The 25,956-nt window shown below is 44.8% G+C and carries 18 protein-coding genes; 4 read left to right on the forward strand and 14 right to left on the reverse strand.

Going from position 1 to position 25,956, the window contains the following annotated elements; genetic code table 11:
- Nucleotides 1-32 precede the first annotated feature (32 nt).
- From QQL66_RS06820 to QQL66_RS06870, 11 genes are all read right to left on the reverse strand, one after another.
- On the reverse strand, nucleotides 33-2,324 hold the full coding sequence (locus tag QQL66_RS06820; RefSeq protein WP_284380287.1) for a YcaO-like family protein: 2,292 nt from the start codon (nucleotides 2,322-2,324) through the stop codon (nucleotides 33-35).
- A gap of 53 nt (nucleotides 2,325-2,377) precedes the next feature.
- On the reverse strand, nucleotides 2,378-3,535 hold the full coding sequence (locus QQL66_RS06825) for an amidohydrolase family protein (RefSeq protein WP_284380289.1): 1,158 nt from the start codon (nucleotides 3,533-3,535) through the stop codon (nucleotides 2,378-2,380).
- Between the two features lie 260 nt (nucleotides 3,536-3,795).
- Entirely contained in the window at nucleotides 3,796-4,623 is an 828-nt protein-coding gene (locus tag QQL66_RS06830; RefSeq protein ID WP_284380291.1) for a BMA_0021/BMA_0022 family TOMM bacteriocin, read from the reverse strand.
- A gap of 50 nt (nucleotides 4,624-4,673) precedes the next feature.
- Nucleotides 4,674-8,702 (reverse strand): TOMM system kinase/cyclase fusion protein, encoded by a 4,029-nt coding sequence (locus tag QQL66_RS06835; protein WP_284380292.1) that lies wholly within the window; start codon nucleotides 8,700-8,702, stop codon nucleotides 4,674-4,676.
- Nucleotides 8,703-9,165: 463 nt separating this feature from the next.
- Nucleotides 9,166-11,022, reverse strand: coding sequence for a nitric oxide reductase activation protein NorD (locus QQL66_RS06840; RefSeq protein WP_284380293.1), 1,857 nt, complete (start codon nucleotides 11,020-11,022; stop codon nucleotides 9,166-9,168).
- A 20-nt stretch (nucleotides 11,023-11,042) separates the two neighbouring features.
- On the reverse strand, nucleotides 11,043-12,032 hold the full coding sequence (locus QQL66_RS06845) for a 4Fe-4S binding protein (RefSeq protein WP_284380294.1): 990 nt from the start codon (nucleotides 12,030-12,032) through the stop codon (nucleotides 11,043-11,045).
- Between the two features lie 228 nt (nucleotides 12,033-12,260).
- Complete coding sequence (locus QQL66_RS06850; RefSeq protein WP_284380295.1) at nucleotides 12,261-13,670, reverse strand: cbb3-type cytochrome c oxidase subunit I; 1,410 nt, start codon at nucleotides 13,668-13,670, stop codon at nucleotides 12,261-12,263.
- 10 nt (nucleotides 13,671-13,680) lie between these two features.
- A complete protein-coding gene (locus QQL66_RS06855) occupies nucleotides 13,681-14,121 on the reverse strand; it encodes a c-type cytochrome (RefSeq protein WP_284380296.1) in 441 nt (146 codons plus the stop codon).
- 353 nt (nucleotides 14,122-14,474) lie between these two features.
- Nucleotides 14,475-15,698 carry a DUF445 domain-containing protein gene (locus tag QQL66_RS06860; protein ID WP_284380297.1) on the reverse strand — a complete coding sequence of 408 codons (1,224 nt, stop codon included), beginning with the start codon at nucleotides 15,696-15,698 and terminating at the stop codon, nucleotides 14,475-14,477.
- Nucleotides 15,699-16,030: 332 nt separating this feature from the next.
- Nucleotides 16,031-17,749 (reverse strand): hypothetical protein, encoded by a 1,719-nt coding sequence (locus tag QQL66_RS06865; protein ID WP_284380299.1) that lies wholly within the window; start codon nucleotides 17,747-17,749, stop codon nucleotides 16,031-16,033.
- 416 nt (nucleotides 17,750-18,165) lie between these two features.
- The gene (locus tag QQL66_RS06870) at nucleotides 18,166-18,438 is read right to left on the reverse strand and encodes a DUF4242 domain-containing protein (protein WP_284380301.1); all 273 of its coding nucleotides are present in this window, start codon (nucleotides 18,436-18,438) and stop codon (nucleotides 18,166-18,168) included.
- A gap of 373 nt (nucleotides 18,439-18,811) precedes the next feature.
- On the opposite strand from QQL66_RS06870, the gene QQL66_RS06875 reads away from it, so the two are divergent.
- Complete coding sequence (locus tag QQL66_RS06875) at nucleotides 18,812-20,311, forward strand: UDP-N-acetylmuramoyl-L-alanyl-D-glutamate--2,6-diaminopimelate ligase (protein WP_284380302.1); 1,500 nt, start codon at nucleotides 18,812-18,814, stop codon at nucleotides 20,309-20,311.
- Nucleotides 20,312-20,409: 98 nt separating this feature from the next.
- On the opposite strand, the gene QQL66_RS06880 is transcribed toward QQL66_RS06875, so the two are convergent.
- Both QQL66_RS06880 and QQL66_RS06885 read right to left on the reverse strand, forming a co-directional pair.
- Complete coding sequence (locus QQL66_RS06880; RefSeq protein ID WP_284380304.1) at nucleotides 20,410-20,625, reverse strand: DUF6500 family protein; 216 nt, start codon at nucleotides 20,623-20,625, stop codon at nucleotides 20,410-20,412.
- A gap of 62 nt (nucleotides 20,626-20,687) precedes the next feature.
- The gene (locus QQL66_RS06885; RefSeq protein WP_284380305.1) at nucleotides 20,688-21,389 is read right to left on the reverse strand and encodes a hypothetical protein; all 702 of its coding nucleotides are present in this window, start codon (nucleotides 21,387-21,389) and stop codon (nucleotides 20,688-20,690) included.
- A gap of 333 nt (nucleotides 21,390-21,722) precedes the next feature.
- Here QQL66_RS06885 and QQL66_RS06890 point away from each other — a divergent pair, with 333 nt between their 5' ends.
- The 3 genes from QQL66_RS06890 (at nucleotide 21,723) to QQL66_RS06900 (ending at nucleotide 25,368) form a co-directional block, all read left to right on the forward strand.
- Nucleotides 21,723-22,886, forward strand: coding sequence for an acyl-CoA dehydrogenase family protein (locus QQL66_RS06890; protein ID WP_284380306.1), 1,164 nt, complete (start codon nucleotides 21,723-21,725; stop codon nucleotides 22,884-22,886).
- A gap of 12 nt (nucleotides 22,887-22,898) precedes the next feature.
- Nucleotides 22,899-24,296, forward strand: a complete 1,398-nt coding sequence (locus tag QQL66_RS06895; protein WP_284380307.1) for a sensor domain-containing diguanylate cyclase — start codon at nucleotides 22,899-22,901, stop codon at nucleotides 24,294-24,296.
- A gap of 370 nt (nucleotides 24,297-24,666) precedes the next feature.
- Nucleotides 24,667-25,368, forward strand: coding sequence for a hypothetical protein (locus tag QQL66_RS06900; protein ID WP_284380308.1), 702 nt, complete (start codon nucleotides 24,667-24,669; stop codon nucleotides 25,366-25,368).
- Nucleotides 25,369-25,443: 75 nt separating this feature from the next.
- Here QQL66_RS06900 and QQL66_RS06905 read toward each other — a convergent pair whose 3' ends face one another.
- Nucleotides 25,444-25,935 (reverse strand): GNAT family N-acetyltransferase, encoded by a 492-nt coding sequence (locus tag QQL66_RS06905; RefSeq protein WP_284380309.1) that lies wholly within the window; start codon nucleotides 25,933-25,935, stop codon nucleotides 25,444-25,446.
- Between the last annotated feature and the right edge of the window lie 21 nt (nucleotides 25,936-25,956).

The raw sequence follows: 25,956 nt of genomic DNA on the forward strand, positions 1-25,956 counted from the left end.
TGGTTAAATGTTAATACCTCGAACCCGTCTGATCAGATATACAAAGCTTGAGGATTCAATGCTGCTTCAGAATACACTTCACTTCGAAGCCCCATAGTCACAGGCACGGTGTAAAGTCGCTCGTTCGCTAACTGTGGCCAGATATGACATAACCCGGGCACGAAGACCTTCACCGTTTTGAGAGGAATGTCTGAGCGTGAATAATCAAAAACCAACGTTTCCATGTTCAAATCACTTAGTTTATGCACCAATGCCACCACATCCTCCGCGATATCCTGACCGTCAGATGACATAGTCGGCGGAAGATGAGCATCATCAGGATGCAAATACGTACCATCGACAATGGCATCAAAGTCAAAAGGCGCACCGTTTTGATTTCGAATCGGGATGAGCTGGCAAAGCTCTGTTAAGGCACGTTGGGCTGCGATATCCGCACGCAAGTGGCATCCAAAGCCCATTACAAAGCCTCCGGTTTGCTTGTCTTTTCCTATCGCAGCCATCACCGGCACACCTATGTCCGACGTAAGATCCAACACCCAAAAGGCATGGCCCGTCTCATGAGTTGGAGATAACGTCTTGGTTAATTTTTCCAGGTTTTCAGGATGGATTCGGGACAGATCAAACGCTGGCCGGGTCAGGCGGTTGTACCACCAAATGGCAACCGCATCTCGTTCAATCAACTCAAACAAGCCCTGAAGAATGGCCTCTTCCACCGTATTGCCTGCAGCACAGCCATTGGAATGCCATCGGCCATACTGTTCTTCCTCAAACGGAATCCCGCTATAGCATTGACTCAACGGCACATAGACGGATTCTTCACGAGTTAAGGACCAGGCAGGCAACCAATGTATGACCTGGTTCTGATACGGTATGGCGGCCTGCTTCAACAGAGAGTCAGGGTGATTTGAATCGTTAAACGTCTGATACTGAACGGAGCTGTATGGAACCAACTGCTGATAATTAACCGTTCGTTTGCCCTCTTCTTGCAATTGAGATTCGTTTTTTTGTAATAACGGCAGTTCATCACGATACAGAGCACAATAACGTTCTACCGCTTCGCACAATGCACTGGCCTGAGACTGGATCGGTTCAACCCCCTTCCCCATACAAATCTGTACAAACCCTTGTTCCATCACCTCAGGTTTTAAAACAGCAGGCGTCTTAAAAAAACCGGTTCGATAAGTCTTAACCGGCGACTCATGGCCTAGAGTAACCTCTCGAAAATGATTAATGATTCCCGTGATAGGACTGACTAACGCACGTAACCGTGAGACGGTTTCATCCGCAGAAACGGATCGAGAGCCACCGTCCTGATTAAAACGGTTTATACAAGACTTGAGCACCACAGGAGCACCGACTTGCCCAGCTATACCAACATCCATCAGTAGTTCAGGATTAATCGGATGCTTCTCTAACTGAGACGTTGCTTTGTGAAAAACAAATAAGTAATTCGATGCACCCGAGCTTAACTGATCAACAACCATCTCCTTCAACGTATTCCGCTGTGATTGAGAAAGAGAGCCATCGACCCTAACCGGAATACTGTGTATGCGCTCTGGCCATTTCATCATGGCAGACTTTCTGACCGGTTGATTGTCGAGCACTCTACGTTGCAGTTTTTCAAAATGATGAAAATGAGATGCCAGATACCACGGGCTTAGCCAGACAGACTCCCCGGTCAGTTTAATGATTAACACTCGACCCGTTAGAGACAGCCCTGTAATTCTTGGATCAAGAAAATCATCCACCACCACATAGGTGATCGGTAGCGATTCAGACATTGTGGAAAGAACTGAATGACCGGCATCCAACAACACGGAGTGAATAGCCCCTAGCTCAGACGCCACCGAGAGATTAATCACCTGAATCTCAAGGGAATGATCCAGGACGGCTAGATCTCCGTCCCCACTAAACTCCGGCTGTATGTAGTGTTCAGCAAGCGCTGATTCGATGAGAATCGAAGAGGATTTCAATTGTTGTACTTGCTGATAAAACAATGCCGTCTTCGATGCATAATTTCCAGAGCCATCCGTTCGATCACCCAGGAACTCCGAGCCTCCGCCTAAAAGATTGTGGCCTGAAAACATAGAAACAATATCATTACACGATAGCAGACCGTTAAGCAGATCCAAATACGGAAACTGGGCATGAGGAAGCAACCACTGCTGACTTTCTGATAACAGCAAGACATCCCTATTCTCGAAAACATAAACATTATATGAAGGATGCCAACAAAGTATTTGATCAGTAATCGGCGTTCTGACTGCGTCCTGGATTGGCACGTCAGACACGGTGGTGTCTTGCTTTCTTGCTTCTAGCGGCATGGATACTCTTCCTTGATGTCTTGCGATCAGAAAACGTTGCTTTTGAAAACACGCTATCCGTCAAAACCGAAAAATGTTTTAGCGTTATTCACTAAAACATTCTTAAGCTCGGCTTCTGAGAAATCACCTAACTGATTGGCTATATCTTCCGTGGTGAAATGCATGTGATCAGGATGAGGAAAGTCAGAACCATAGAGTAGTTTCTCAGAGCCAACGGTCTCTATCACTTCTCGTAAACAGGGTTCCCCCAGCTCAACCGCAACCCAACATTGGCGCTTAAAATACTCTGAAGGAAGTAGCTTAATATTCTCTTCCACCAATGAAGGAAATTCCGGATAACAAATATTATCCAATCGCCACAACCAGTGCGGAACCCAGGACGCCCCAGCCTCTAGAAAAGCGAACTTCAGTTTAGGATGACGTTCAAATACACCAGACTCTAATAAGGAAACAAACGCCATTTGTGCTTCCATCGGATGAGAACACGCATGCATCGCAAAACGAGATTGGAATCGATGCGACCCGGCCGTTGGTGCGTTCAGATTGGTTCCACCATGAAACACCACCGAAATATTGTGCTTTTCGCACTTAGCCCAAAAGTCGATGTATTCGGGATAACCAAAGTCTTTGCCATTGATCACTTCCGGCCTCAGACAAATAGACCGCCAACCGTTTTCAATGATCTGGTTCAGCTGACAACACAATGTGGTCGGCTCGTGACGACTGAGTAAGCCTACCGCTTTCAATCGCTCTGGATTCACTGAACAATAGTCCTTCAACCAACGGTTATAAGCGTCCGCATAAGCCAGTGAAACTTCCGCTGGAAGTCCCTCATGGTTTACGACATAACCGGCAAAGGTCGAAAACAAGTAAGCGACAGAAATACTTGAATCATCCATTGACGCCAACTGGGAATCAGGATGCATGGCTGCAATTCGAGCAGAACGATTGCCTTTGTCCTGCATGGCACTTGCGATCTGAATGTCTTCAGACCAGTTATTCAGAAGCGGTAAATCACCCACCACAAATACCGGTGGCAGGGATAAATCCCCGCGTCGCCCAAGGCGTTCTACCCTGTCTTGTCGTGTGAGCTGGTTATCCTGTACCACTTTGATGGGATAGGTTCGGTAAATCTCAGGGTCAAGATATTGCGCCCATAGATCCAATGGTTCCATTACATGCCGATCAGCATCAAATATATCTAATGTCATTTTTTACAAATCCATTTCGACTGACATACCTGCATGCCGGGTGATACTCACACGGATAAACAGGTACACAGATATACATCCATTTTGCCTGAAGGTTTCACTTATTCTGTACTTTTCAAAACGCCATAAAGCTGAAAACACGGCGAACTTAGAAATGCAGCAGAGTTAAGAAGTACAGCAAAGCCACACGACATCGGGCATCAAAAACTGATGCCCGAACTAGCTAACGAACTAACTAACGAACTAACTAACGAACTAACTTAGCAGCAAGTAAATGGATAAGATTTACCATCGTCGTTATAGGCAGCCAGGGCAATTGGATAAATACCTTGTGCCCCTTTCACACCTTCAGGCACCTGAGGTTTTCTCGGCTTACCTAACGAAATAACGTTAGCTGGGTAATCGAACTCAGAGTCGTCATCTTTATTCAGAATGAAGGTTTTGCATTCCTTGAAGTTGATAGCAAAGTTCCACGGGTTGCTGAAACCAAAGAACTTAGACAATACAGGGGCTTTGTCTGAGTGATCACCGTCTGCGTTAAGAATTTCTTCTTTAAAGCATGGGTCATCCCAGTACAGAGCAATGGTTCTCAGCATCACTGCACTAAAAGACAACAAATCCATGTCAGTCTCACCCAGGGTCAAGATCGTCGGGATCTTGATGCCTTTAGATACCAGGTAATCAATAAATTCAATTTGCTCTTTATCATTAAAGAGCAGTTGCATATCGGATTTCACCTTACCCATGAACGACGGGAAAATGAAGTTGTACTGAGCAAGACCTTCTACACGGTTATCCAAGCCCGGATCTTCCGGCAAAAAAATAGTCAAACGGTCATCATTCCCTACCCAGCGACCCGTTTGAATCGGGTCCCAATACAAGGTATGACTTTCATCATCCAAAAAGTTAATCACCAGATTTTCCCAAGGGCTGATAAAATCCTTGGGTGAGCCGGAGTGCTGCTCAAGAAACGTCAGAATGTTCTCTTCGCCTTTTTCATGAAATTCTTTTGCAAAAACTTCATCTTCCCATGACTTAGCGACAGCCTGTAAATAAGCCGTTTTAAAGCTCAAAATCGAGTTACTCATTATTTTTCCTTCGGTATAGTTAAAAAGTTACATCCATTTATTGACCATTCTTATTCAACTACCTCAGTCATCAAATTCAGCAAATCCTTTGATTCCTGTACAAATAAATAAGCCTTTTGCTCAATAGCCAATTCTAAAGAAGCGTTTAAAAGAGAGAGAATGCTTAAGGTTGCCTCATTATTTTTCTTGTACAAGGCAAGTGCTAATGTGTTTTTTACGATAGGTAATGCCCCAACCTCACCATTGTCCGTGGACTTTTTGAGTGACAATTCCATCAATGAAATTGCCTCCTCCACTCGCGATTCGTTCAACATTTTTTTAGCAATAAAGTGAATGTACCAGCCCGTTGCAAAGTCATAATCCGAATTACACAAATCAATCACTAGCGTTTTGGCGTTGTCCAAATTCCCTTGTGCCGTCTCTAGCAAGATATCTATGTATACCGTGTAGAAGGTAGGATTTTCTTTGTCATAGAAGTGCTGGTAATAGCTCTGACACACCTCAATAACCTGATCGTCCAGCCCCTTAAAGCTCAAACACAAGGCATAGAAAATATGCGACGCCACACAGGATACCGGGTACTTATCGGCCACGGATAAATCAGTAGCTTGTTTCGCTACTTGTATCGCTTTATCAAGCTCACCAATGTGAATATAAGAAAGTGACAACATACCCAGGCAATAAGGCTTGAAGTCGTTGTCTGACTCCATAAATACCGAGGCTGAATTTTCCTCATACAACCTCAAGGTACGCTCAAATGACAGAATCGACTTATGAAATTCACCTTGGATTTGGTAATTCTGAGATAAGAAGCAAAGCACGGGTATCAGATAATCATGGTGTGCACTTTGGGTTTCATAGGTCACTAATAAACGTTCACCCAATTCCTGAGCTTCCTGATACCGGGAGCTGTGGTGCAAGCTCAAGAAGTCGAGAAACTCACTTCTTGCCTTGATGGACTCACATAACTCCGGTTCCTGCTCCCATAGCTCGTTATCACTCGACTCAGCCAAAAGCTCTTTGATGGATTGATTCCATTGCAATGCTTTCTCGGAGGTATAACTGTGCACCGCTAATGCAATGGGTACAGCCAAATGATAAAACTTAAGCGAATACAGGTTTTTGTCGGAAGGTTTATCCAATAGAGAAATCCACGCCTCCAGCTCAGAGCTGAAGCTTAACGCTTCTACATTAGACCCTATCTGTGAAAAAGTTTTAACAATGATCAAGCCATGTTCAATCGCTTTCAGATAGTTTTCTGCACCCGCAAAATGACGGGCAACCATGGCCCGAGTGCCGCCCGAGACATCTGACATCCTTGATTCAAGCGTGTTGGCAATCAATGAATGAGAAAGAATTCGATATTTACTTCCCATAACTTCATACGCCGCATCACGTACCAAAGCATGCTTGAACATATAGCTGTCACCATTCACCTGACGCAAACGAATGACAAGATCGCTGGAAACCAATTCGTTTAGATCCGTCTGCACCTCTTCTTCTGATTTAGGAGAAGCAGCAAGCAACAAGGCGTAATCAAATTCTCTTCCGATCGTGGCCGCAAGTTGAGCCGTATCTTTGGCCGAGACCAAGCTGTCGAGCTTTTGTTGCAGTGATTCCAGCAGAGTTTCCGGTACTTCTTTGACTTTATCCGGGGCAATAAAATCAACCACACCATTTAAATGCTGGACCAACTTTCTGGAAAGCAACATATTGACTAGTTCTTCAATGAAGAGCGGTATCCCGTCTGTTCTTGAAGTAACCACATCCATCACGTTTGAGGAGACATTTTTTTGGTCAAATAACGCCTGGATAAAGGTATGGGCTTTTTCTTCACTTAACCCGGTAATAGCCACATCTAGATCGTAGATACCCACTAATCCCTCAGGCATCTCGTTTCGAGACGTACTAATAAACAGACTTTGACTGGTTTTAAATGAAGGATGCGTTAAAAAGCCGGAAAGAAACTCAAGACTGGTTGGATCGGCCCAATGCATGTCTTCAAAAATAAACAACGCTGGGCTGTCATTCACGTCATTATCATTAAGAAGCAGCTCTGACAATGCTGTAAATAAGATGCTTTTTTGAGCGTCGGCTGAAAGCGTCGAAAGATCTGTTTTTGCTTCGATAGGAAAACCTAACCAAGTGCAAAGCAAGGTCAGTGCCGCCGCTCGATTTAGGCCAGACACTTCGGTTAAATGATCATCAAGACGTTTGACAGCAAGTTCAGGAGAAACAGAATCAAGAGAGTATTTCAGAGTTAGGATGTTTAACACGGGATACAGCGCATTAAACTTATGTTCAGGCAGATACTGGGCTATAAAGTGTCGATAACCTTTCGCACGATTTCTGAATTCAAAAATCAAACGCGATTTACCAATACCCGCCTCACCATGAACATGAGCTGAAATCGGGCCAGCGTCATGATCCAGAAGCTCCATCAAAGCATCTAACTCAACGTCACGACCAACAAACTCATAACTCGACTCTTTGGCACGCAAAAAGCCAAAGGCTTCCACCGAACGCTCACCTACTAGCTGATGGAGATACGTAATCTTTCGTTGGACGCCAATCGGCTTCAAGTCGCAAGGGAGAAACTCAATGTAGTTTTCCAACAATGATTTACAGGCATTGGAGCACAACACCTGCTGAGGCTCAGCGAGTCTTGCCAATTCCATCGCAATATTCGGTGTCTCACCCTCTGGCGCAGAGTCCGAATAATTGGTAACCAATCCGGTATGCATCCCCATTTTTACATGGACTTCGATACCTTGGTTCGTTTTCAATAACGCGTTTCTTTGGTTGAGGTTACTTGAAATTTCTAACGCCGTTCGCGCACACAAACGGCTGTCATTATCACTTACCGACGGATAGCCGAAATAGAACAATAACGTATCGCCCAAAGACCCCGCATGATACGCACCGTAGCGCACAGCAATATCAATACATTGCGATTTCTGATCGTGATGCATCGCATCAATCACTTCACCATCAAACACCCTTCCATCAAATACCTCGTCCAGTACCGAATTAATGGTGAGAGTGACACAAAGAACCGACAGCTGTTTTCGCTCTGTTCTCCCTGTGTACAGTGCATCCGGGTTATTAATTTGTGTTTCGTGAAGATCGATCGTTGTGTAGGCATTGGCACAATACGACGTGTGCTCACCCGTTGAAAGCGACGCTCCGACCAAAGATGAGACATTAAGCTGGCAAAGCTCCTCATAGAGATCGGACGCACTCCCTGCCCGCTCCTGACTTTTTTTCTTCAATACCCGTCGTAGCAGGTTTGCAACCGGATGCCCTGCTATAGACACAGGAATCGGTACATTGGATTGACTGAGCTGTTTATGAAAAATAGACGCCAGACTGGAACCGGAGATCGCAGGTTGTCCGGTCAGGCATTCAATGAACACCAACCCCCAGACATATAAATCACTTTTGATGGTTGGTGGCTCACCGCGTAATTGCTCCGGTGCACTGTATGACGGGGTGCCCAGAGACTCTTGAGTCAAGGTGAGAGTTTTATAGTCTTGTCGTCTCGCTTCGTTCGTTAATGTGCCGATACCAAAGTCCAGAATTTTGATATGGCTCTTGGCGCCGGATTTGGTCACCATAATATTGGCCGGTTTCAAATCCCGGTGAATGACCCCCTGGGCATGAGCATGGGCTAAAGAGTCCAACACTTGAGCCATCAGGTTAGCGGCCTCGGAAGGTAGCAATGCTCCGCTGTTCTGTAGAATCTCTTTGAGCGACTGCCCTTCAACGTACTCAAAAACTGCGTAAACTAAATCCTGGTCGCAAATTCCTTTATCCAACAGACGAACAATATTCGGGTGCTGTAAACGACTGCATAAACTGGTCTCCCGATCAAAGCGTTCGATGTAACGACGACGTTTTTCCTCATCAAAGTCTGAATTTAAGGTAAGAAACTTAATGGCAACGGGTTGCCCGGTATTGATTTGAATTGCTCGATATACTTCACCAAAGCCACCCTGACCAATTTTTTCGAGCAGCTGGTAATGTTTGGACTTAAATCTATGACTGATCGCTGGTTTCACCGTGTCTTGAACAAGCATTAATCACGTTCCTTATGAAACAAGAAGGAAAACTCTTACTTAAAATTATTGTTATTACCGATAAATGAAATGACGAAAACCGCTTTAGATACGCGTTCATGTCTAACATTTACTAACTTTCACACAATCATTCTGTGAAAACCCAGAAAAAAATCCGATTGAACAATAAATTAAAGTATTGCACTAACACGACTAATACTAATTCAGTAATTTCGGAAAAAAATTAGGGACATTTCGGATAGTTTGAGGTCAGAAAACACCCTGTCTCGAATCATCAATCACGGGTCACTAACTAAAAGCCAGACAAAAATCAGACAAAAATATGAGAGTCAGCAATATAAGCTGAGAATGTTCGGTGAATGCGTGAAAATTAGATTTTTCAAGAGGGTGTAGAAGCGATTGAATTGCAATCGGAAGACAAGCCTCATTGATAAAATAAGACCTGCCTTTCCCTTTATCTTCATTATCGAGTCAAGTTTACATACAACCTTGGCAACTCTTTTGGCAGTTGCGCCGGGTCTTTAATAACCACAAAACCGTTTTGCCCAAAGAGATGTGGCAAATACTCATCCGCTTCGTCATCAATGGTCACACAGAAAGGTTGTAAGCCAGCTCGCTTAGCTTCGATGATTGCCATACGCGTGTCTTCGACACCGTAACGCCCTTCGTATAAATCCAGATCATTCGGTTTGCCATCAGTGATGATCATAAGCACACGTTGGTGGCTCTTTTCATTTGATAACACCTTGATGGATTGGCGAATCGCAGCGCCCATTCGGGTGTAATAACCTGGCTTGAGGTGCTGAATACGCCCGCGAATCTGATCCGAGTAGCGCTCATTGAAATTCTTGATCACGTGGTAACGCACATGATCCCGCTTACGAGAAGAAAACCCATAAACAGAGAATCGGTCACCGGCTGCGGAAAGCGCTTCACAAAGAAGCTGCAAACTGTCCTGAACCACATCAATTACACGTTGGTCGTTGTTCACCCAGGTATCGGTTGAAAGACTTAAGTCCGCCAGAATCAAACAAGACAAGTCACGTACCTGATTGTTGAAGGTTCGATAGAAGCCCTGTTCACCGGAGTCACTGCCCGCTTTGGCGTCTGCCACGTGATGTAACCAGTTGTCCAGATCCAACTCTTCCCCATCTTGCTGACGGTTCAACCACTGGCGAACTGGCTTCAAACCAGAAAACTGGCGTCTTAGCTTAGCTGCATCTGCACGCAGATGGCTGGGCAATTGACCTGTCACACTCCCTTCTGAATCACCCTCAGCTGAACTATCATTTGGCTCTCCCAACATCGGCTGTAAACAACAATAGTTTTCTTGATAGCTCTGACTTCGGTAATCCCATTCCGGAAGCAAAATCCCCTCACCTAAGCGAAGATCATCATTTTCAGAAGCAGGTAAATCCAAATCAAATTTAATGCTGGACGATGCCGCTTTACGATCTCGTGACACAGAAATCACATCGAGATCATCCGCCACACTTTCTGCATCATCCTCGTCGGTATCATCACCGGCTCTATCCACTGGCACGAATTCGCTGAAACTGAACAGGTTTTCAAGTCGAAACACCATCAAACCGTGATTTTTGTCATAGCTCTCTATACGTTCGCCTTGCTTCCTTTTTCCGTGTTTCTTCTTCCCGCTCGACACAGAACCGTCATCGTCTTCAATGGGTGACGGCATGGTCATACAGGTACTCATATTACCCGGATACAACCATAGGTAGACAGGGTTCGGCGCGTATTTGGCCGGCGGTAATTCATCAATACTGCCCGGCTCTTTTAAGGCTTGTTGAATCGCCTGTTCCTGAGCTGCAGATTCTTCATCCAACTCTGAAATGGCGGGTCGCAAGGCTAAAAAGGCATCCACCAAAGCAAGGTAAATTCGTTTCATCCCCGGATAGGTTTCCAACACTTTGTTGGTTAAGGCTTGGTTGTCTTGAAACCAATCTGAAAATTCTTCCGACTGTTGCGCCGCCAATGCAGCCAGCCATAGATAGAGGTATTTATTGAGTTCAGCCGTTTCGAAAATCCCAAGCGTTTCAGGCAAGCGCAATGTCTCGTTATCTCGCCAGGTTAACTCAACCTGCTGGTGTGTACCGGCCAGTTTCTGAAGAAAGTTACGACGCATGAAGTAATCGCGGGGTGTAGCCGCTTCGATGCGTAAGCCGCAATCACCGCCCAACGCCCGAAATAACACTCCGATTTCATAGCCTGCATCTTTCAGCGCGACTGTGGCATCTTCAAAATCCGTCGAGGCTTTACCAGTGATATATTCATGCCACTTAAAGCCAACATATTCTTCCATCAGAACCTCTCATATAACGACTATTCATCAGATGACTTATCTGGACTGCCTGACGTTGAACCGTGAGCAGTTGAACTCTTTGAGTCATCAGTCTGCATCTTTCTGGGATCAATTGTTTTGACGGGTATCAAAGAGCTGTGCCTTGTTTTCTCACCTTTACTCCATTCAAGCAAGGCACCGTCGGGATTATCTTTTTGAACGTTTTGACAGGCACTGATGCACTGAGCGCATTGAGTACATGTAAATTTAGCGCGTTTAAAGCTACGAACAGGCAGACGCATCGGGCAGGCAGTTTCGCAGTCTTTATCACAATCCTGACAGAGCTTGGCCCGATCACGATCAAACTTCACCAGCATGGCCTTACTGTTCATCATCCAGAACAAGCTTTGCCACACACCGAGCGCGCAACCGTATTTACAAAAGAGATGACGGGCAAAGACGAAGTCGATGGTAAACACCGTCGTTGCGGCGATCAAAAAGATCATCGGATTACGGCTTAATTCGCCCGTTACCAAATCGGTATACAAAGGAATGGGCGGTAATAAATAAGACAACAGCCCCAGCGCCCACAGGAAAGCGATGGTGGCCGACACAACAACAATCACAGCCCAATCTAACCAGCTTGATGGCTTATTGCCTTTGGCGGGTTCCCAGATTGTTACCCTGCCAGTACGCTTCTGCATCAAACCATTAATGAGTTCTACCACGGAGAAATGTGGGCACAACCAGCCACAATAAATTCGGCCCCAACGCCAAAAAACATACAACCCGACAGACACAATCACGATGATGGGTAAAATGAATCGAGTAAGAATGCGCAGCCCCGCATCCACAGCGTCACTTTGTTGAATCCACTCAGCAGTGATGTCGAAAGATAAAACCTGCCCAAGTACCACAAAGTTGGTGGTAGTTAAGTCAAAACGAAAGATGTTCAGTACCGGAGCCAACAGAAATAACGCGAAGAAAGCCACACGGGTAAACAAGCGCGCTTCCTGTAATTGTTTATTCATGATGACTCCTTAATTGTCTCTCAAACCGTCGAGTTCTTTAACTTGTCTGAGCGTTGTTGCTCTCTATAAACGAAATGATTCATCAGACAAAAAAGCCGGAGCGTTCTCAGTGTTCTGAGTTCCTACTCCGGCTTGCTTCCTAAGTGCTTTTAACACTTCTTTTGTAATCGTCCTTCGCTTGTGGCGTCAGACGAATACTTTCTTACAACGTTCTTACTATCTTATGGCTTATGACTCTTGTAGGCGGGCTTGCGCTTCTACCAGAGGGTCTTCACCTTTGATGAAGAAGCTGCTCAAGTAAGCCACGATACCTGCGAAGAAGACCAAACCTGCTACCAAACGCAACCAGTAGAACAGAGCCAGTTTATCTTGAGTCACCATGAAGCTTAGTGCTTCACCACTTTCAGGGATACGTTGCAACCATACTTGTAGGATACCAGCACCTGTTAGGAACAGAGTGATGAACACCATAGAGACAGTCATCAACCAGAAGCCCCACATTTCAACCACTTGCGCCTTGTTGCTGTTGCCGTTAGGACGACCACGCATTGCTGGCATCGCGTATGAAATGATAGTGATAACGATCATTGCATAAGCTCCGTAGAACGCCATGTGACCGTGTGCTGCTGTAATTTGAGAACCATGAGTGAAGTAGTTCACTGGTGCTAATGTGTGTAGGAAGCCCCATACACCTGCGCCAAGGAAAGCCATCACTGCACAACCAAGAGCCCATAGAGTCGCTGCACGGTTTGGATGCTCACGGCGACGACGGTTAACCATGTTGAAAGCAAACAGTGTCATCATGAAGAATGGAATTGGCTCTAGTGCTGAGAAGATAGAACCTAACCACAACCAGTACTCCGGTGGACCAATCCAGAAGAAGTGGTGACCAGTACCGATGATGCCAGTGATAAGCGCCATTGCGATGATCACGTACAACCATTTCTCGATCACTTCACGGTCAACACCAGTTACTTTAATCAGTACATACGCAAGGATAGATGCCATGATCAATTCCCAAACGCCTTCTACCCATAGGTGAACCACGAACCACCAGAAGAACTTATCTAGCGCAAGGTTTTCCGGGTTGTAGAAAGAGAACAGGAACATCAACGCCAAACCTAGCAGACCAGTAATCAAAACAATGTTGATTACAGTTTTACGGCCTTTCAGTACGGTCATACCGATGTTATACAAGAAGCCCAGAGCTACAACCACAATACCTGCTTTAGTAATGGTCGGTTGTTCAAGGAACTCACGTCCCATAGTAGGTAACAAGTCGTTGCCAGTGATTTCAGCCAAAGTTGCATAAGGCACCAACAAATAACCAAGTACAGTTAACGTACCTGCTGCTGCAAAGACCCAGAATAGAATGATTGCTAATTTAGGATTGTGAAGCTCAGTTTCAGCCTCTTCCGGGATCAGGTAATACGCTGCCCCCATAAAGCCAAAGAGAAGCCAGACAATCAGCAAGTTGGTATGAACCATACGTGCCACGTTGAACGGAATTTCCGGGAATAGGAAATCACCAATAACATACTGTGTGCCGAGGATTAATCCGAATACAATCTGCCCTGCGAATAAGATAAGAGCAAAGATAAAATACGGTTTTGATACGGCTTGAGACTCATATTTCATAGTTCGCTCCTTATCCTTCAATATTAGGTGGCCAATCGTTGGTCTTGATCTTGGCCGAATACTCTAAGAAGGCAGCTAATGCATCCAGTTCTTCATCTGATAGATTGAACTGAGGCATTGCACGACGACCTTCTACACCCAGAGGTTGTGCATTCATCCATGACTTAAAGAAAATCTTAAAGCTATCTTCTCCGCCACGACGATAGAACACATTGCCAAGCTCAGGTGCGAAATACGCCCCTTCACCAAGTAAGGAATGACAACCAATACAGTTATTGTCCTCCCAAAGCTTTTTACCGTGTGCAACCTCTTCGGTAAGATTTTCACGGTTATCCCGTTGAGGCAGTTGCCGTACGGTATCCATCGTTAGACCAAGAAATAAGAGGATGAAGAATACACTTCCACCTAAATACATATTCCTGGCCATGCTTTTGGTAAAGCGTTCAGCCATGGTTTTTCTCCTCGACTACGTTATTTGTTGTAGGTTCTAAGATACGCCGTAGGATTTTTCCGTTACTGACTCAGATCAATAAAGTTGAGCGTTTTAGTCGGGTTTTTGAAAATGTATTAAAAGGCTGGTTTTAAAGGAGTTTTTCGGAGGAAGCATGAACAAAAAACGATCAGACAAAGGTCATCTTAATTTGAAAGCTTAGAGCAAGTACTCAAAAAAGAAACAGACTATAGGGTTTGAGTGAGCGGATGTTGAGATGGGTCAAGGTTGGTTGGATATAGCATAAAACGCCCTTTCCCATTTAAGCCCCAAAACCGTTTACATAAGGACATTGCCTCTGATTGTGGTGCTCTCTACAACATCACCTGAACTTGCAGTTCACCAATGATGAAGCCCAAAATCGCACCCGCCAGAATCAACGTTTTTTCATCCGCTTTAAAAGCAGGACGCAGGAGCCCTTCAAATTCTTCAGGCGTCAGCTTGTCCATTCGAGAAATAAGCGTGTTTTTAATATCTAACGCATCCATCGCATAGTCTTCCACGTCTCTGGCGGTTTCAGGAATGACCTCGATACTCTTGTTCACTACAAAGTGTTTAATTTGATCCAGTTTTTCAGAGCCCAGCGCGTACTTAACTAATGCCCCAGCTCGACCAAACTGTTCTTTGGATGCGTCTTCTATGTGTTTTTGAATCAACTCGACCAATCGATCGGCACTCGGGCCTCGCATTACTTCTTCGATCATATTGGCTGGGGTTAACAACTCTTTAGCAATCAAACTGGCGTAATCTTTGGCCACTTCGTCCTGACGAGCAATGAACTTACCTTGGAACGATAAGCCTAAAACACGGATCTTCTGAAGCGGTCTGAACAACAAGGTAAGCGCCACCCAATCACTCACCAATCCAACCAGCCCACCAAACAACGGCATTAACCAGGGTTGGTGCCAAATCAGCCAACACATGAGTTGAATACACCCTAAGACCAAGCCAAACCAGAATCCGGCATTACGAAAGAAAATAAACTCCTTTCCTCCGATTTGCCTGAAAATCCGATTCAATAATGCTTTGTCTTTGGTAAGGTTTGAGACCAGAAGATGCTTGATATCGATGTAATGGTTCGGATCTTTACGAATGTCGATCCAGATGGATTCTGCGATGTCCGGGATTTCTTTTTGAATCCGCTTAATCACTGCGAACTGAACAACGTTCGGTAATCTATGCCAGTACTCAGGTAAGAATTTATCACCGACTTCACGAATCATGTGATCGGTGATTTGCATCAAATGCTGCTCGACCTCACCCACCATACGTTTGAGGTCTAAGCGCTCGATCAACTCTTCCAGAGTTAGCAATCGCCCTAACAAGAGATCGGTAGCAGACTCCGCCATTTTGGGTGCTTTACGAGGAACAACGCCCTGCCAACCTATATAAGGTTTAATGCCCTTAAACTCCAAAGGTAAGAACATCATTTCAAGGGCCATAATTTTTGTAATGTACCCTACAAAACCCGCGATTAGCGGCATTAACAAATAATACGGATGCGCCTGTATATCTAACCAAATTGCTTGAAAATCCATCTTCGACTCAATCTACCTTTTAAACACGAACTAAAACATCAAATCAATTCCACTAAATCGATTCCAACTATACCCAGCATTAAAAAATATATCCTGAATAGAGAGATAGCTAGTCTACTGAATTTTCACCTCATTTTGATAGACAATCTAACAAATAAAATACATGTATCAGTTGAATCACTATCGGCCATCACTCGCGATAACACGCTGAATCATGAATAAATCAAAAGACTGAAGAAGAAAAGTAAAACAAAGAGAACCTGTTATCAGGTTCTCTTTGCTAGGCAGGTTAATAGGTATCTTTCCTATCAAATTCTTGAAGGAGAATGAACTTATAGCCCATCAATAATCCACAGAGAATGCGCTTGGTCTGTATCGCCTTCGCGAGTTAAATGAACGCTTTCATCGTTCTGATCGAACCACAGGTATTGATCCCAATAGGTGTTCTTCAATCCCCATAACACGCCAAACTCTTCGACTTTATACGCCGCCTGCTTTGGTGAGTTAAATAACTTGGCTCGGCCCGATGAGGTGGCCTTGTAACTCAAGAATAGATTCGCATCGTCTTTGGCCCGAAAGTAAGCCCCCTCTTCAGGATCACCCACCATCACAAATTCAATCGCCTCACCCTCTTTCGAGTAAAGATAGGAGTTGGTAGTCACACCATCCGGTGCCGTCATCGGGTTACCGTTTATGGCGTTTTTAATGGTAACGGTTTTACCCGTATCGGCTTCCAGCTCAGGCATCGTCCAATCATCAGGCACGGAAAGCCACTCTTTAGATTTCCACTGCCAGTTGTAAGGAATGTGCATGTAGGTGTCATTCATATCGCTGTAACCCGGTGTTGCCTGGACGTTGTACAAGCATTGACGGCGCAGTTGATCAAGTTCCGCAACGCGTTCGGCCTGGCTGCCAGATGTCACACCCAAGCCAATCATGCAATCGTATTGAGATTTGCCTTTGCCCGTCTGGCCCTCTTCCAGCACGTAAGAGTGATCGCGGTGCTCTTCGTTTTCATACCAGTCGAGCATCTCCTGCTCGTCGAAATCCAACCAGTTCGTTACAAGCGTTTGCGCTTCTTCTTGTGCAACGGCTTCACGCTGATCACGCGGAACAGCCATCGTTCTGATAAAGGCAGCCCATAAATCTTTGCTGGCTTCCATTGCCACCAAACCAACGTCTTTCATGCTGCTGACCTTGTAACTGGCCCAACCAGAATCAAGACGCGTGTTTGGCTTCCAAATCACATCACCACTAGTGAAGTTCAACACGGCTTTGGTATCGTGCGTATGCTGCTCGGCACCTTCCGAACACAGATACGCTTTTACCTGATGCACTCTTTCATAATTGTCTTCGGCTAGACGGACTGTATGTTCCGGGCTGAAGGAGTCCTGGAATAAATGGACTGCACGACCAAACAAAAAGTAATTTTGATCCAGTTTCTTTTTAGAAGAATAGGCACCGCCATCCCAAGCATTGATGCTTTTCTTCTCTGCCATCGCGGCGTTCACAAAGTGCATGATGAAGCGCTGTTGCGCTCTTCGTGCAGCAATGACGCCCCCTTCCGCACCAATGTCATCGTAACGACGCATATAATGGTCTTCCTGAAGATCGGCGGGTTCCTGAGCAACGGCATCAAAGCAATCGAATTTACCTGTGGTGGATTTAACGACATTAAAGCCCGCCATATCCACCCAGCGCTCCCCCATAATGGCAGCATAGACATCGTCATACCTTGGCTCGAAACGGGCATTGTTATTCTCAATGCTTGTTAGGCGGTCCACTTCGTTTTGAGCCGAAGACAAATCGGTGTTCTTAGCCAAGCCGTTTACCCAGCTTGTGCGAGGGTCTTGCGGGTCTGCGGGAATGATATGCTCCGCGTTCAAGACTTCCAGTGCTGATGTTCGGGTTAACCATTCATGCCCCATCGGAAGCGCGCCACCGCCGCCTATCTGAGTAAACGCAAAGGCACTGGAGGTTCCAAGGATACCTGCACCTAAAATGGCCATTCGTAGATTTGCTATCGTCCTTTTGTTAAAGATCCTTTTCATCAAATTTCCTATGATGTAGTAGTTTTTAGTTACTTATGTGATAAAGACTCCGTCACTGGAATCTCTCCTCGGCAAGCATGCAGTTCCCATACCCACCAAAGACATCAAATGCTAGTAATTATCATTTACACTGTAAATATTTGAATTTTAAGAATTTAAACAAAAGGCATTAAGGCACGAAAAAAGGATTAACCGAACCTGTCGTTACTTTTTTCCAAGTATTCGACTGGATAAAAACGCACCGCAACAAGGTAAATCAAGCTTAGAAAGCAAGGAGACGTGCACTGTAATGAGGACAAGATCTTTAGAAAGTGAATCGATAATCATCAAAACGGTTTGGGTAAACTATCGACAAATCCAGAGAGAAACGTAGAGAGCTAACCCAAATCCGTTTGTTGACTGCAGATGGGATGCATTTATTCCGCAGTGGTTGGATCAATAATGGTTTTTACCTCTTTAATACTCGTAACCGGGAACTCTCCCAGTTCAGCATGTTTACGAATCAAGGTTTCATCTGGCGAAATATAAACACAGTAAACCTTATCGTCAGTTACATAACTTTCTACCCACTGCACTTTAGGGCCTAACTGCTCAAGCACATCACAGGACTTTTGAGAAATACCCTGTAGATCACTGCTTGAGAGTTTGCCTGCATCAGGCAGATCTCTTTCGACAACATACCGTGGCACAAGTCACCTCCTATCTAACGATGAGTGGGATCTAAAGTATAGTTGAAGATACTCATTCGATTGGGCCTCAAACTACCCTTGGTCGAGGAATTGCCAAGAAATTTTTCCTCTCCACTGCTCATCCATACCGTACTCTTAAGCACTAAAGTATTACTCCTTCTTCAGCACTTTTTGTTTATGAGACCTACGGACGCTATTCACTACGAAATAATTGTTAGAGCCCTGCATCCTTGCTAGCTTCAGCTCAGATCAAGACGGTTACTAATGTCAGGCGGCACCAACCACAACAACGGATTCAACAAGTTAACAACACCAGGAACAGGCTCATAAAAAGCCGTTAGGACGAGCTTTGTATATTAGGGAATGATGAGTAATGAGAATAACCATTCAGGAAATATTTGACGTTCTGGGAATTAATTCAGACGCTCCGAACACCAGCTTGGAACCAATCACAAATTTCAAGCAAGCACACCAGAACGCCCTATTCTTTGCTATTCAAAGCCCTTATGGAAAAGGCTGGGAACAACTAGACGAAGTGAGAAACAATGGAGTTCAATGGGCCGTCGTTCCAGAAAACATCGAAGGGTTAAGCTGCCAAGGGCTTAACTTGATTCCCGTTCCTGACCCTATTCAGCTCTTGGGACAACTGGCACGCAAGCATCTTAACTATCCACCTAACCTAATTGCAGTCACAGGCACCAATGGCAAAAGTTCAATCAGTTATTACTGTGCACAGTTATCTCAACAAGTAGGACTCCATTCTGGCATCATCGGCACCTTTGGTGTTGGCCCTTTAGAGGCAATAAAACCTAGCCCCAGAACAACACCGGATATTATTTATCTTCATCACACCATGAATGACATGGCTCTCGCAGAAGTAAAAACAGTGGCCTTTGAAGCGTCATCTGAAGGTCTGGATCAACGTCGTTTAGAAGGCATCCCCGTTGAAGTCGCCATCTTCACCAACTTCAGCCGTGATCACCTGAACTATCACAATACAATGGAAGCGTACCTTTCCGCGAAGAAGAAGTTGTTCTCCCACCCTGACTTAAAACTTGCGGTCATCAACATCGACGATCCTTTTGCCGAATCCATGATCGAAGGTAAAGACTATAAATGTTATCGCTACAGTCTCATTCAACCTGACGCAGACTTCTTCGCAAACATCCTCAGTTATGAGGCCGACTATCAAATCATCGACTTACACACCCCCATAGGGAATCAATTAATCAATCTACCCTTATTGGGAGACTTCAATACCTCAAATGCTCTCGCAGCGTTAGCGGCCCTATGGGATTCAATAGAAGACAAAACAGCACTCATTCAAGCCCTTTCTTTTCTTCATGGGGCACCAGGTCGTATGCAACAAATCAAGCTCGACAAACAGCCTCTGGTTGTCGTCGATTATGCCCATACTCCCGATGCGCTTGAGGTATCTCTAAGAGCTTTAGGACAACACACGTCAGGAAAAATATATTGCGTGTTTGGTTGCGGAGGCGACAGAGACAAAGGAAAACGTCCTTTAATGACCGAAGCCGCCTTGATGGGCTCTGACGTCGTGATACTCACCACTGACAACCCCCGCTTTGAAGACCCACTTGCCATCATTAACGATGCCTGTGAACTCATATCACCGGAAGTATTTGCCCCCCAAAGCAAACTCCAGCGATATGTCGATCGACGAGAAGCCATTGAAAAGGCAATTAATCAGGCAGGCCCAGAAGACACGATTCTTATCGCTGGAAAAGGCCATGAAACCTATCAGGAAGTGTGTGGCGTAAAACACCACTTTAATGATGTTGAAGAGGCTCAATGTGCGCTCAATAAAAGAGCCGCACATGAACTTGAAAGGCTTTTAGAGCCGGCTGTGTGAGGGATCTTCTCGAATGACCTATACAAAGGTCTAACTACAAAACAAAGGTCTAACTACAAAACAAAGGTCAAACGACTGAAAAGCCTACGTCAACCTCTCTAGCCAACCTGAACTAGCTGTTTGATTTTCACAGCCTTTTCAAAATAATCCAGCTGATGGGTTCTGATCCACCATTCGGCGGCTTCCATCAACAACTCTGGATCGTCGTTCTTATTCGCAAAGAAGGCATAGAAAGAAAGCCCGACATTATCACCCTTGCTGGCAATTTTCTTATCACAGATTTCGATAATTTTATTTCTCAGGCTTTCTCTCATAAACACCTACATGGCTCTTAATAACATCAGTAATAGCTCAACCAACAAGCTAATAATCCGTCTTAAAAAGTATTCTGTACTTCGAGTCTAAGCTCATCTTTCGCCCCAGACTCCAAACACGCACCATGAGCTGCGACCAGGGCATCAAAATCGAGAGCGAGTAGTTTTTCAAAATCAGATTTCATGGAACTGCCTTTGGGTGTCACTCGTTTCAACCAAGGAGGCCCAATGTTAATCCCCGTTTTGAATCCGAGTAATTTGAAGACGAACTTGGTAAATCGAGAGAAATAACTCCAATCTGCATGATACTGAACGCTGTCAGTGGTAATCAGAAGCTTATGGTCATTTAAAAGTAACGCTGCTTCCGGGTATTGAGCTGTTTCAAACACAAAGAAAGTAGAATTAGGAAAAGGACTTTCAGTTTCCGAAGAAATTAATCGTGTAGCTTTGGGATTTGGATAGGTATCTTGACCACTTTGAGCCCAAAATTCACATTGATAACGTTCCAGATAAAACGAGTCGTCTAAGCCATGAAAGTCACCTAGGCGGATGATTCGCTTTACCTTGCCAAGCGCCTCAAGAGAGCTCAACCCTTCTTCATTCATACGAACGGGATTAATTAACGTCAGGTCGCCATCATCTTCAAGAACAATCATGTTCCGGTTCATTCGCATCCCTGGTCCCATCTTAATACTGCCATGTAGAAAATAGACGCCAGGATACAAAGCTTTCAATTCATCGTGCGGATACGCAGGTGGGTACATAACTCCTCCTTGAGAAATAGAGATTTATTTTTAGACGTACATCCTTTTAACGCCAACTGTATTTATTCATAAATAAGGAGAGAGTACAAATGAACCTACAATGAAATCGACTTAAACCATAGTCACAATAAAGCTATCCAGCTTGTTCCTTATCTACCGACGCATGTAGTTAAACACAGGATAAGAATTAAACGTATTCTCATTTTATTTCTGTTAATAGTTTAACTTCACAAACGTATTCAACGACTTAGCGATCATTCATTTTGTACCTTCTATAACTCTCAACTAATCTTATTGGATCACATTATTTGTTAATTGGGCTTATGTAGAATCATGGATGAATTTTTACCTGAATCCATTGTAAAACTCCGCGACTTAACGCGAGAGCTAACCGAGGCCGAAATCAGCCCCAGGGCAGCACAAGTGGACAAGAATGCATGCTGGCCTCAACACTCAATGTATACGTTAGCGGATGCAGGCTTACTCGGTTTACATGTACCCAAACGATTCGGAGGTCACGAGCAAGGTCTCTTAGCGCTGGCCGTCATTGGTGAGACCATTGCAAATGGCTGCTCTTCTTCGGCACTCTGTTATGCCATGCATTGTGTAGGCACCGCCGTTATTACCGCCAAGGCTACGCCATACCATGAAGACAAATACTTAAAACCCATCGCTGACAACCAACATATCACTACACTGGCCTTGTCTGAACTGGGGACAGGTGCCCACTTTTATGTACCGCAAACAAAGTTGCAGCTTCAGGAAAACGAATTCATTGTAAATGGGAAAAAGCAGTTCGTGACCAACGGTAACCATGCGAATTCCTACGTTATTTCTACAGTTGCAAGCAGCCAAAAAGCAGAAGAAGGCGACTTTTCCTGCCTTATGGTTGACCAAGGTTCAGAAGGAATAATCTGGGATGAACCCTGGCAGGGATTCGGAATGCGTGGTAACTCATCGAGAGCAATGCAACTCAACAATGTTCATGTTCCAACGGAAAACCTACTCGGCGAAGAAGGCGATCAAATATGGTATACCTTTGAAGTCGTTGCACCCTATTTCCTGATTGCAATGGCGGGAACCTACATTGGTTTAGCACAATCAGCTCTCGATATTGCAACCAATCACATTAAAAACAGACATTACAGTCATTCAGGAGAAACCCTGGCAGACGTCCCCACTCTGCAATATCGATTGGCTGAAATGCATATCGCGCTTCAGAAAAGCCGTGGTTTGCTCTATCGAGCAGCCTACATGGGAGACATCGGTGATAATCAAGCCACTAAAATGATTTTAATGGCAAAAGCTGATGCCGCAGATCTGGCAGTCAATATTTGTAATGAAGCGATGACCTGTTGTGGGGGCAGTGCATATCGTGAAAACAGCGATCTAACCCGTCTATTACGAGATGCCAGAGCTGGTCATATCATGTCTCCAACAACTGACCTATTAAAAATATGGTGTGGTCGTCTTCTTCTCGACTTGCCTTTGATTTAGCTGTGTTAACGCATGATAATCTCCGCACTCCACATCGTTAATGAGCAAGGCGCCAATGCTCATATTTCAAAGTTGAATCAAGCTTTAGAGAAGATTGATGTCTTTCTCACGGAGTGCAATATCTCAACCCTGGAGCTTGATTGTCTACGACATAAAAACGCGACATCAGAACAGCCCTGCCTGGCCTTTATATCCCCTACCATTAACAATCCGATTCAAGTTGCCAAACAGATACGAAGCCTGTTATCCGATATAGATTTCATTTTCCTGGTTGAAGGATCATCTCAGGAATTGTTAACTGAGTTACAATCCCCCACCTCGGTACTTGGTAGCCATTGGGAGGTTAAAGATATCCATTCTGAAGGATTCATTCATCAGCTCAGTACGTCATTAAAGGCTGTACACAAGAGAAGAAAATTTCGTACAACGCTTACTCATCTACAAAACAAATTGAAAGCAACGTCAAAACCCAAAGTATCCGAACTGCAAAAATACACAGTGTCACTACAGCACTTGTCCCACATTGTGGAACACGCACACGACGCCATCATCGCAACAACGAGTGACGGTATTATCGTGAAATGGAACCAGGCCTCCCAAAAGATTTTCCATATGAGCAGTGACGAGGCCGTCGGTACATCCATTTTTGAAATTTACGACCATGACTGGGGACGCCGTCTGCAGACTGACTACCACTCATTATTTAATTCTGATCATGGATTCATTGAGCATGAGATTTCAATTACTCGCGCTGTAGATCTTCAAGAGAACTATTACAACATCATCCTATCGGTGATCAGAGATAACAACGGGGAAGACATTGGTGTGTCAGCGGTAATGAGAGACATCACCGAGAAAAAAGCCACAGAGAATATTCTTGCTGAAATCAGAAAAGATCTGGAAAAGATGTCTTATGAGGATGGATTAACAAGCGTTGCAAACCGACGAATGTTTGATAAAGCACTTCGCAACGAATGGGGGCGTCTGCTGAGAACCCAAAGCCCGCTTTCCATTATCATGTTCGACATTGATTATTTTAAGCACTACAACGACACCTATGGTCATCAAGAGGGGGACAAGTGCCTGAAGAAAGTGGCAGAGATTCTTAAAAATGAAATAAAAAGATCTTCGGATCTGATTGCTCGTTATGGAGGTGAAGAGTTTATTTTATTACTTCCAGGAACCAACGAAGAGGATGCAAAGTCACTCGCACTGAAGTGTTGTACTGCGGTACGGAAAGCAAACATCCCTCATGACTCGTCGGAGATTTCCAACACAGTGACGGTTAGTGGCGGTGTGGGCTCCTTAATTCCCATACAAACCAGCAAACCGGAAGCAATTATCAAAATGGCCGATAACATGCTTTATATTGCTAAAAAAAATGGTCGAAACCAGGTGCAGCCTACCTAATATAAACAATGCCTCACGCTATTACATGGATACCACGTCACCAACGTCATTAAAGACAAGGATCAGAAAGTTGCGCCGTCCGGGTTAACGAAATCCTCCCCTCCTCTAGACAACCCCAGATATCCTCATATCAGAAAATATGCTGATTCTATTTAAACGAACGCCAATCCATCCATTTTTATGGCTACGTCCCGATTCACCGAGAACTACCGACATAATAGGCTCGGAGCGCCTTTTTAAGATTTTGACTGATTTAACAAAACTAACATTCTGTTTTTGCCGATCATAGAATTTATCGGTATTTTCCCTTCGTTAAACGCCTTTCAAACCTTTAAATTTCTCTCATGTGATATGACAAAAAGGATGTGTCATGGATATCATCATTAATCAACATATTCAAAAACAGGTTCAGCAACTCAAGCGTCTTTCTGATCGGGCTATTGGCCAGGATTTCAAGAAACAAGTCGACAATGCCATTGATATAACCCTGGCGAGCGGAGCGGTGTACAACCGCCTACAAAGAACCTATTCCGCCAACGTCACCAAGCAGGATCAAAAACGCGTGGCAGCAGGTCGTATAACGACTGAGAGTGTAACCTTTTCACAAAGATCCAGCGGCGGCTCATCATTAAGAAAACTGGAACAAGCGATGAAGACAGGCGCTGGTTTACCAAGTAATGTGACCAGAACAGTAAACGAAGTTGCTGTGGCCTCAAATCAGCCTCAAGCAATCAATTTGCTTTCACTGTTGCACCCTATGCTCAGAAACGATGTAACAAAAAATGATAGCGGTGTTCAGCGCGCAGCGACTGCGTTGGGGCTGGCTGCTACAACTGCGGGATTTGTTGCAACCAGCGGCGTTGCAGGTGCAACCGTAAACTGGCTTGGCCGTATTGCAACCTATTCCGGCTTTACAATGTCTTTGATTAAACCCGATGCACCAGACAAAGCATTCCACCAATTAAGTAACTACATTGCGTGCTTGAGCGCCTGGTGCCAAAAATCCTGTCAATTAATTGATAATGCAGATCCAGAAGGTCAATGGAGCTTCAGAGACGTACACATCGGATAGCATTTTAGGAAAGCTTCCACATTAAAAAGCCGAGTATTTGTCATGAACACTCGGCTTTTTAATGGAACATCGAAACTACTCGTCCAGCAGCAGTTGCCAATACCCGACATCAATCCACTGTCCAAACTTGTAGCCTACTTGCCTAAAGTGACCAACTTGCGTCATGCCGAACTTTTCATGGATCGCAACACTCGCAGGATTCGGTAAGGTAATTACGCTGATAACAGCACGAATAGACTGCGCTTTGAGTCGCTCAAAAAGCGCTTCGTAGAGTCGGCTACCCGTGCCTTTGGTAGCCCCACCATTTGCGATATAGATGGAAACTTCGACGGTATGACGGTAAGCCGTGCGCGGGTTCCAAGGCTTTGCATAAGCGTAGCCAACGATCTCGCCATTCTCTTCCGCGACCAACCAAGGCAGCCCCGAGTTAAGAACAGTCTCAATTCGGCTTTCCATCTCTGTAGAAGTAACAGTTTCCTCTTCAAAGGTTGCAGCACTGTTCTCGATATAGTGATTGTAAATGGCTGCGATTTGGGCTGCGTCACTGGACTGTATCGGGCGAATCATAAATGAATCCTCAACATACAT

The sequence above is a fragment of the Litoribrevibacter albus genome (genome assembly GCF_030159995.1).
GTDB lineage: Bacteria > Pseudomonadota > Gammaproteobacteria > Pseudomonadales > Litoribrevibacteraceae > Litoribrevibacter > Litoribrevibacter albus.

Excerpts from the sequence above, each read along its gene's own strand:
- QQL66_RS06820 (WP_284380287.1), bottom strand. The coding sequence starts at position 2,324 with ATGCCGCTAGAAGCAAGAAAGCAAGACACCACCGTGTCTGACGTGCCA.
- QQL66_RS06825 (WP_284380289.1), bottom strand. The coding sequence starts at position 3,535 with ATGACATTAGATATATTTGATGCTGATCGGCATGTAATGGAACCATTG.
- QQL66_RS06830 (WP_284380291.1), bottom strand. The coding sequence starts at position 4,623 with ATGAGTAACTCGATTTTGAGCTTTAAAACGGCTTATTTACAGGCTGTC.
- QQL66_RS06835 (WP_284380292.1), bottom strand. The coding sequence starts at position 8,702 with ATGCTTGTTCAAGACACGGTGAAACCAGCGATCAGTCATAGATTTAAG.
- QQL66_RS06840 (WP_284380293.1), bottom strand. The coding sequence starts at position 11,022 with ATGGAAGAATATGTTGGCTTTAAGTGGCATGAATATATCACTGGTAAA.
- QQL66_RS06845 (WP_284380294.1), bottom strand. The coding sequence starts at position 12,032 with ATGAATAAACAATTACAGGAAGCGCGCTTGTTTACCCGTGTGGCTTTC.
- QQL66_RS06850 (WP_284380295.1), bottom strand. The coding sequence starts at position 13,670 with ATGAAATATGAGTCTCAAGCCGTATCAAAACCGTATTTTATCTTTGCT.
- QQL66_RS06855 (WP_284380296.1), bottom strand. The coding sequence starts at position 14,121 with ATGGCTGAACGCTTTACCAAAAGCATGGCCAGGAATATGTATTTAGGT.
- QQL66_RS06860 (WP_284380297.1), bottom strand. The coding sequence starts at position 15,698 with ATGGATTTTCAAGCAATTTGGTTAGATATACAGGCGCATCCGTATTAT.
- QQL66_RS06865 (WP_284380299.1), bottom strand. The coding sequence starts at position 17,749 with ATGAAAAGGATCTTTAACAAAAGGACGATAGCAAATCTACGAATGGCC.
- QQL66_RS06875 (WP_284380302.1), top strand. The coding sequence starts at position 18,812 with ATGAGAATAACCATTCAGGAAATATTTGACGTTCTGGGAATTAATTCA.
- QQL66_RS06880 (WP_284380304.1), bottom strand. The coding sequence starts at position 20,625 with ATGAGAGAAAGCCTGAGAAATAAAATTATCGAAATCTGTGATAAGAAA.
- QQL66_RS06885 (WP_284380305.1), bottom strand. The coding sequence starts at position 21,389 with ATGTACCCACCTGCGTATCCGCACGATGAATTGAAAGCTTTGTATCCT.
- QQL66_RS06890 (WP_284380306.1), top strand. The coding sequence starts at position 21,723 with ATGGATGAATTTTTACCTGAATCCATTGTAAAACTCCGCGACTTAACG.
- QQL66_RS06895 (WP_284380307.1), top strand. The coding sequence starts at position 22,899 with ATGATAATCTCCGCACTCCACATCGTTAATGAGCAAGGCGCCAATGCT.
- QQL66_RS06900 (WP_284380308.1), top strand. The coding sequence starts at position 24,667 with ATGGATATCATCATTAATCAACATATTCAAAAACAGGTTCAGCAACTC.
- QQL66_RS06905 (WP_284380309.1), bottom strand. The coding sequence starts at position 25,935 with ATGATTCGCCCGATACAGTCCAGTGACGCAGCCCAAATCGCAGCCATT.